Source organism: Aquimarina sp. RZ0 (assembly GCF_008370685.1).
GTDB lineage: Bacteria > Bacteroidota > Bacteroidia > Flavobacteriales > Flavobacteriaceae > Aquimarina.
The window spans coordinates 1-6553 of record NZ_VTZU01000135.1 but is presented as its reverse complement, the minus strand read 5'-3'; the positions used below and the strand labels follow the sequence as shown (position 1 = coordinate 6553).

The 6553-nt window shown below is 32.9% G+C and carries 8 protein-coding genes; 4 read left to right on the top strand and 4 right to left on the bottom strand.

The window, feature by feature from the left end; translation table 11 throughout:
• Positions 1-370 precede the first annotated feature (370 nt).
• Positions 371-700, top strand: coding sequence for a hypothetical protein (locus F0000_RS26210; protein WP_149627665.1), 330 nt, complete (start codon positions 371-373; stop codon positions 698-700).
• Between the two features lie 68 nt (positions 701-768).
• Here F0000_RS26210 and hemL read toward each other — a convergent pair whose 3' ends face one another.
• The 4 genes from hemL to F0000_RS26190 form a co-directional block, all read right to left on the bottom strand.
• Positions 769-2055, bottom strand: a complete 1287-nt coding sequence (gene hemL / locus F0000_RS26205) for a glutamate-1-semialdehyde 2,1-aminomutase (RefSeq protein ID WP_149627664.1) — start codon at positions 2053-2055, stop codon at positions 769-771.
• A 6-nt stretch (positions 2056-2061) separates the two neighbouring features.
• Complete coding sequence (locus F0000_RS26200) at positions 2062-2961, bottom strand: glucosaminidase domain-containing protein (RefSeq protein ID WP_149627663.1); 900 nt, start codon at positions 2959-2961, stop codon at positions 2062-2064.
• A gap of 7 nt (positions 2962-2968) precedes the next feature.
• Entirely contained in the window at positions 2969-3910 is a 942-nt protein-coding gene (locus tag F0000_RS26195) for a 1-aminocyclopropane-1-carboxylate deaminase/D-cysteine desulfhydrase (protein WP_149627662.1), read from the bottom strand.
• A gap of 67 nt (positions 3911-3977) precedes the next feature.
• On the bottom strand, positions 3978-4304 hold the full coding sequence (locus F0000_RS26190; protein WP_149627661.1) for a hypothetical protein: 327 nt from the start codon (positions 4302-4304) through the stop codon (positions 3978-3980).
• 28 nt (positions 4305-4332) lie between these two features.
• Between F0000_RS26190 and F0000_RS27990 the strand changes: the two genes are divergently transcribed.
• The 3 genes from F0000_RS27990 to F0000_RS26180 all read left to right on the top strand — a co-directional run bounded on the left by F0000_RS27990 (position 4333) and on the right by F0000_RS26180 (position 6148).
• The gene (locus F0000_RS27990) at positions 4333-4509 is read left to right on the top strand and encodes a DUF5522 domain-containing protein (protein WP_188112297.1); all 177 of its coding nucleotides are present in this window, start codon (positions 4333-4335) and stop codon (positions 4507-4509) included.
• Between the two features lie 82 nt (positions 4510-4591).
• On the top strand, positions 4592-5134 hold the full coding sequence (locus F0000_RS26185; RefSeq protein WP_149627660.1) for a DUF4136 domain-containing protein: 543 nt from the start codon (positions 4592-4594) through the stop codon (positions 5132-5134).
• A 408-nt stretch (positions 5135-5542) separates the two neighbouring features.
• Positions 5543-6148, top strand: coding sequence for a DUF4230 domain-containing protein (locus tag F0000_RS26180; RefSeq protein ID WP_149627659.1), 606 nt, complete (start codon positions 5543-5545; stop codon positions 6146-6148).
• Positions 6149-6553 lie beyond the last annotated feature (405 nt).

Sequence of the window (6553 nt, the reverse complement as noted above, 5' to 3'; positions counted from 1 at the left end):
TACAACACCAAAAGAAGACATACTGAAATTGGAAAAGTACCCCCAAATCAAATATTTTACCAAAAACAAATGGCTTCTTAGAAATTAAAAATATCTTTAAGCTGTCCTAAGCATTGGGAGTATCATACAAATTCAGATCAGAATTGGTATCAAAATAGATAATACAAGCCCTTAAAAGAAATCACCGTAAACTGAATCAAATTATTTTTTAGTTCAGACGAGGAACAAAAAGAAATGATTTTTACGGGTAATTTCATTTGAGGTATGGTATACGTTCATTTTAAATGAGTTTTCTTCTTAAAATAAAAAATAGTATTTTTACAAGAATATACCGTGTTTTTTTCTTAGAAACATATTAAAATGCTCCAATATGAATACAAAATTTTTAACCCTATTAGTTGGGATGTTATTATTGACATCGGTCTCAGCAATTGCTCAAAAGGAAAAACTTGCTAAAAATAGCAACCATGATTTTTCTGGAACTCCAAAAGAAATTGTTGAACAATATACAATAACCCTGGATTTATCTCAACAGCAACAAAATGTTTTGTTCCAGCTTTTTGAAAAAAGAAAAAACAAGTCAAGCAGCAATGCTAAAAGCATTAGTAAAAAGACCACTTTTTATGATGAAATGAAGAAGATATTAAGCCCAAAACAATATGAGATTTTTTATAAAGAAATCACAGAAGGTAGATCTTAAATTTAAAAAGTATACATTACCACAAGCAATGAAGAGTCAGTCCTATAAAAACTGACTCTCTTTATTTTTTATAAACTTTCTGCAGTGATGGAAATAGCTTTTATAGTCTCATCCAGATCATCATAGCTAAGCGCTTCTGTAATAAACCAAGTCTCAAAAGCACTTGGTGCAATATAAATTCCATGATCCAGCATTCCGTGAAAGAATTTCTTAAAAGTTTCATTATTAGCTTCTGCAGCACTTTCGAAATCAACAACAGGGTTTTCAGAAAAATGAACTGAAATCATGGATCCAATTCTATTGATGGTATGTACTACTTTTTTATCTTCTAGAACCTTGGTTATTCCTTGATGCAAATATTCCGTCTTCTTGTTGATACTATCAAAAATAGTAACATTGTTATTTAATTCTTTTAACATAGCCAATCCGGCCGCCATTGCCAATGGATTACCACTTAATGTCCCTGCTTGATAAACCGGACCTAAGGGTGCCAGGTAATTCATAATCTCCTCTCTCGCTGCAAAAGCACCAACTGGAAGTCCACCTCCGATTACTTTACCAAAAGTTACAATATCAGCATCTACTCCCAATAGTTCCTGTACACCTCCTTTTGCCAATCTAAATCCGGTCATTACTTCATCAAAAATCAACAAAATACTGTGAGCATCACAAAGAGATCTTAGCCCTTCAAGAAAACCTTTAACTGGCGGAATACATCCCATATTACCGGCTACAGGCTCTATTATGATACAAGCAATCTCTCCTTTGTTAGACTTAATAATACTTTTTACATGCTCCAGGTCATTGTACCTGGCAAGCAATGTATCTTTTGCGGTTCCTTCTGTAACACCCGGACTATTTGGGCTACCAAAGGTTACTGCTCCACTACCCGCTTGAATCAGAAAGGAATCACTATGCCCATGATAACAACCGGCAAATTTAATGATCTTATCTTTTTTAGTAAAACCACGAGCTAATCTCACAGCACTCATGCAAGCTTCTGTACCCGAGTTTACAAATCTTATCTTATCTATATTAGGAACCATAGAAACAGCCAGTTCTGCAATCTGAGTTTCGATTTCTGTGGGCATTCCAAAACTAGTTCCTTTTTTGGCTTTATCTATTACCGCATTCACTACCGGAGGATGTGCATGTCCCAAAATCATAGGTCCCCAGGAATTGATATAATCAATCAAACGGTTTCCGTCTTCGTCATATAAATAAGCTCCTTTTGCTTCTTTTACAAAAATAGGATCTCCTCCTACTGCTTTGAATGCACGTACAGGAGAATTAACCCCTCCTGGAATTACTCTTTGAGCCGCTGTAAACAGTTCGCTACTTCTTTTGTAAATCATATTGAATTAAAATTCATCATCTTCGTCATAAGGTGCTATTTTTAGTATTTGCCCAATGCCGATATTATTATCTTTCAGTTTATTAAAAGCTTTTAGTTCTGAAACCTTAAGGTTAAGTTTTCTGGATATTGAATATAATGTATCTCCTTTCTGGACAATATATTCATCACTATTCCTGGATACAGGAACACTTGGAGTTGCTATTCGTGATACTTCTTTAACTGGTTTAGAAACAGATTTGATTGGTTTTGTCGGTTTTTCAGCCAGCGGGCGTTTCCCTAATACTTCATCATCAAAAGCATCTAATTGATACCGCTCTATTATACTGATTAATTTAGCCGGATATTTTTTATCTGTCGCATAACCTGCAGCTCTTAAACCGTATGCCCACGATTTATAATCATCTTGCTTATATGTAAAGAGCTTAGCGTATCGTTTCCTGTTTTTAAGAAACAAGGAATGATCTCTAAAAGATTGACTGGCCTTATCGTATTTCCTAAAACACTCCTGAGAACGGTCATCATCATGGTAAACCTTTTCTCCTGTCCAGTCATGGCATTTAATCCCAAAATGATTATTGGCTTTTCCCGTGAGTTCTCCATAACCTGCACCAGATTCCAGAATCCCCTGAGCCAATGTAATACTGGCAGGAATGCCATAAGATGTCATTTCGTTCTTGGCGATACTAGCATATTCATATATATAATTCTGAACTCTTTCCTTGTATGGAGCTGTTGCAAGAGGTTTTTTAGTTTCTTTTTTAGATTCATTCACTCTGACCACTTCTTTCTTTACTTCTGATTTTCTGGCAGAAGGAGTTTCTTTTCTCGAAGTTGTTGCTTTTCTACTACTCCCGCATGATATCAAAAATGCGGTTAAACAAAACAACAGTATAAATTTCCTCATGTTCATTTTAAATATTAATAAGGGGAAGTCTCTTTTTTGCAAGTTTATTATTCATCCCATCCACACCTTGCAATCCGCCAGTATGAATGGCTAAAATACGAGTATTTTTTGTAAAAACACCGTTCTGTATCATATCAAAAAGCCCATAAATCATCTTTCCCGTATAAATTGGATCTAACAATATATTTTGATTACTTCTAAAAGTATTTATAAACTCTATTAGCTCCTTGTTTATTTTACCATATCCGCCAAAATGATATTTTTCTACCAATTCCCAGTTTGTCTTTTTTGTATATTTTTTGATTTCTGAAGTAAGAAAACTACCTTTTAACGCAGGAAAACCCAGAACACTCTGATGTATCAAACTACTATTAATAATTCCTGAAACTGTCCCTCCGGTGCCTACAGCACAGCAAATCACATCATACTGAGAGTCCTGAGAATTTAGAATTTCTTCGCAACCTTTTATCGCAAGATCATTTGTTCCTCCTTCGGGAATGATATACAATCTTCCAAACTCCTTTTGTAATCCTTCTAAGAAAGAGGAAGATCCTTTTTCTCGATATGCTCCTCTTGATATAAACTTTAAGCGCATTCCACAGGCTGAAGCAAACATTAATGTAGCATTCTCAGCTAAGGTTTTTTCCAGGTCATTTAATAACTCTTCACCTCTAATCACCCCAATAGTCCTTAAACCCACCAACCTTCCTGCAGATGCAACAGCAGCAATATGATTACTATAGGCTCCTCCAAAAGTAAGTAATGTATCATAACCTAATCTTTTGGCTTCAGAAAGGTTGTATTTCAATTTCCTAAACTTATTCCCTGAAACATATTCGTGAATCAGATCTTCACGTTTAATACATAAAGACACTCCTGATTCTTTTAAAATAGGGTGAAATATTTCTTCATTTCTTGATTCTTTACCTTCTGAAGAAAAAAATTGCATCTAATTAAATATTCTATATCCTATTGTAAAATTACAACTTAATTTAAAAAAAACAGAAAAGTATCATTTATAAGTATTTCATAAAACTCCATAGCTTTCTATTTTTTAAATATGATAAATTATCTTCCATCTCATAAGCTTCACGCTCAAAAGAAATATTACGATAAGCTTCCTGAGAATTTTTATACTGATATAGTCTAATAATATACTCGAACAAGTAAACAAAATAAAACGGTATTACAAGGAGTTCTGCTTGCTGTCTAAGGTGTATTTTTTCATGATTTAAGAAAACCTTATCCTCTTTAAGACGATGATCTTTAATAACAATAAAAGGCCATAAGGCTATTCCTACAAAATAACGACCTATCAAATATTTGTTAACTAAAATTGGCATCTAGCTGCAAGATAGTATTTTTGTAGGGATGAACAATCCAAAAAGAATACCAAAACCTGAAGAAGGAGATTATTACCTTACACCAGAAGGATATAGATGTTTTACCGAGCAATATCATCTAAAACGAGGATATTGCTGTGAGAGTGGCTGTAAGCATTGCCCCTATGGCTATGATAAAAAAACGAATAAGTATCGTACTATATAGTTTACTCTATTTTTCGTGGTATGATTATTGTAATAGTTTACTCTAAAAAAATCATTGTTAAACTTATAAAAAATAAAGGATTATGAAATTTTTCTCTCTTCTCTCATTGATCCTTATCATAACGTTAAGCTCCTGTTCTAGTGTTAGAGTGGCTTCAGACTATGATAAGCAAGCTAATTTTAATGGATATAAAAGTTATGCCTTTTTCAAACCTGGAATCGATAAGGCTGAAATTAGTGATTTAGACAAAAAGCGTATTTTGCGAGCTATCGAATCAGACATGAGTGCCAAAGGGTTTACAAAATCGGCAAATCCTGATGTATTGGTTAGTATTTTTACTAAAACCAAAGAAAATGTAAATGTATATCAAAACAATTTTGGATATGGATTTGGATATGGCTGGGGTTGGAATCCTTGGTTTTGGGGTGGTGGTCCTGGTTTCAACTCTGTTTCGAGAGTTACAGAAGGCACTTTATATATTGACCTGATTGATGCTTCTAAAAAAGAGCTGATCTGGCAAGGAATGGGAACTGCTGCTTTAACCGAAAATGTAGATAGAAAACAGGAAAAAATGAATAAAATTGTTACTGCAATTTTACAAAAATACCCTCCGGAAATAAGATGATTATACTTTTATGATAGTTCTGATTTAGAGCTTGTTTAAAAACCTTACTTCCTGAAAACAAATATTTTAAGAACCGTGAGCTTACTTCAAATAATTAAAACATCTCGATATTCTCATCATTTGAAGTGTCCTCAGAATCTCAAACTATTGATTTTTCAATTTGTATTCTTTTTAAACATACTCTTATGATTCCCTATTCAAATTTGCTCTTTTTCGTTAATATTCTGAAACAATAAGATGTTATAGTCATGATTATTTCTCAATTCCCGTTTTTGTCTTAACAAAAAATAGCTGTTTTTTATTTGCGTATTTTAAAACCAGAAATGAGATTACATACACCAATAGCTTTTCTTTTTATCAGGAAGGCTATTTTTTATGTACATTTATAGAGAACTGACTAAAAAGTGTATGCGTAATTTTCTTCTAGGTGCCTTACTTGCAGCATTTATTGCTCTAGGCATTACTTATTTTGTTTCTAAGTTTAAAACTCAAAAAACAGAAATACAATCCTCTGATCTTATTTTAGATCAGATCAAAAATGTAGGTAAACTTATAGTAACCGAAGGTCATTTCTCAGAAGTTATCACGTATAAAGATGCTAAAAAATACTATCTTGATATACTCACTGCGGAGAAGAAAGCAATAGTCGTGGTTAATGCATCTGTAATTGTTTCTTATGACCTGAGTAAGATTAAACACAGTATTGATATGAATACTAAGACACTCACTATTACTAAAATACCTGAAGCAGAAATCACTATTAATCCAGATATAAAATACCATGATCTGGAAGAAGATTTTTTTAACCAGTTTACCCCACAAGATCATAATCTGATACAAAAAGAAGTGATTCTTCAATTAAACAAGAAAATCAAAGCTTCTACCTTAAAATCTAATGCAGAAAATCGTTTGCTTAGTGAGCTACAAAAAATATATATTCTTACGAATTCTCTAGGCTGGAAGTTAACATACAAAAAAACCACTATCAAAAACTTTGATCAATTAGTTCTTTAGAAAACTAATCACCTTTTTTTTAATTCTCTAAGGGCATTTCTCAACATAGAAGTAATACTAGTTTATCGAATGATTTTATCAGAAAAAAATATAATTTTCTTAACCAGTTGTTAAATTTCATCAATGTAGAAACAGAACTCATCTTGACTCCTTGTATTTTATTTTTTATATTCTAATAAAAGTCAATGGTTACTAATTTAATCTCTCCAATATTATAACCTCTTTTTATAGTTCTTCATCGTAGTATTTACAAATTGAATCCGGTTTAAATAATCAAGTTGGTTAATTCGGTTCGATTTGTGCCAATGATTTCGGAGTTATAGTGCCAGTCATTTCGGTTCAAACTGTGCCATTTATATCGGTTCGATTTGTGCCACTACGAGAGATCAAGTAATTACCTTATCG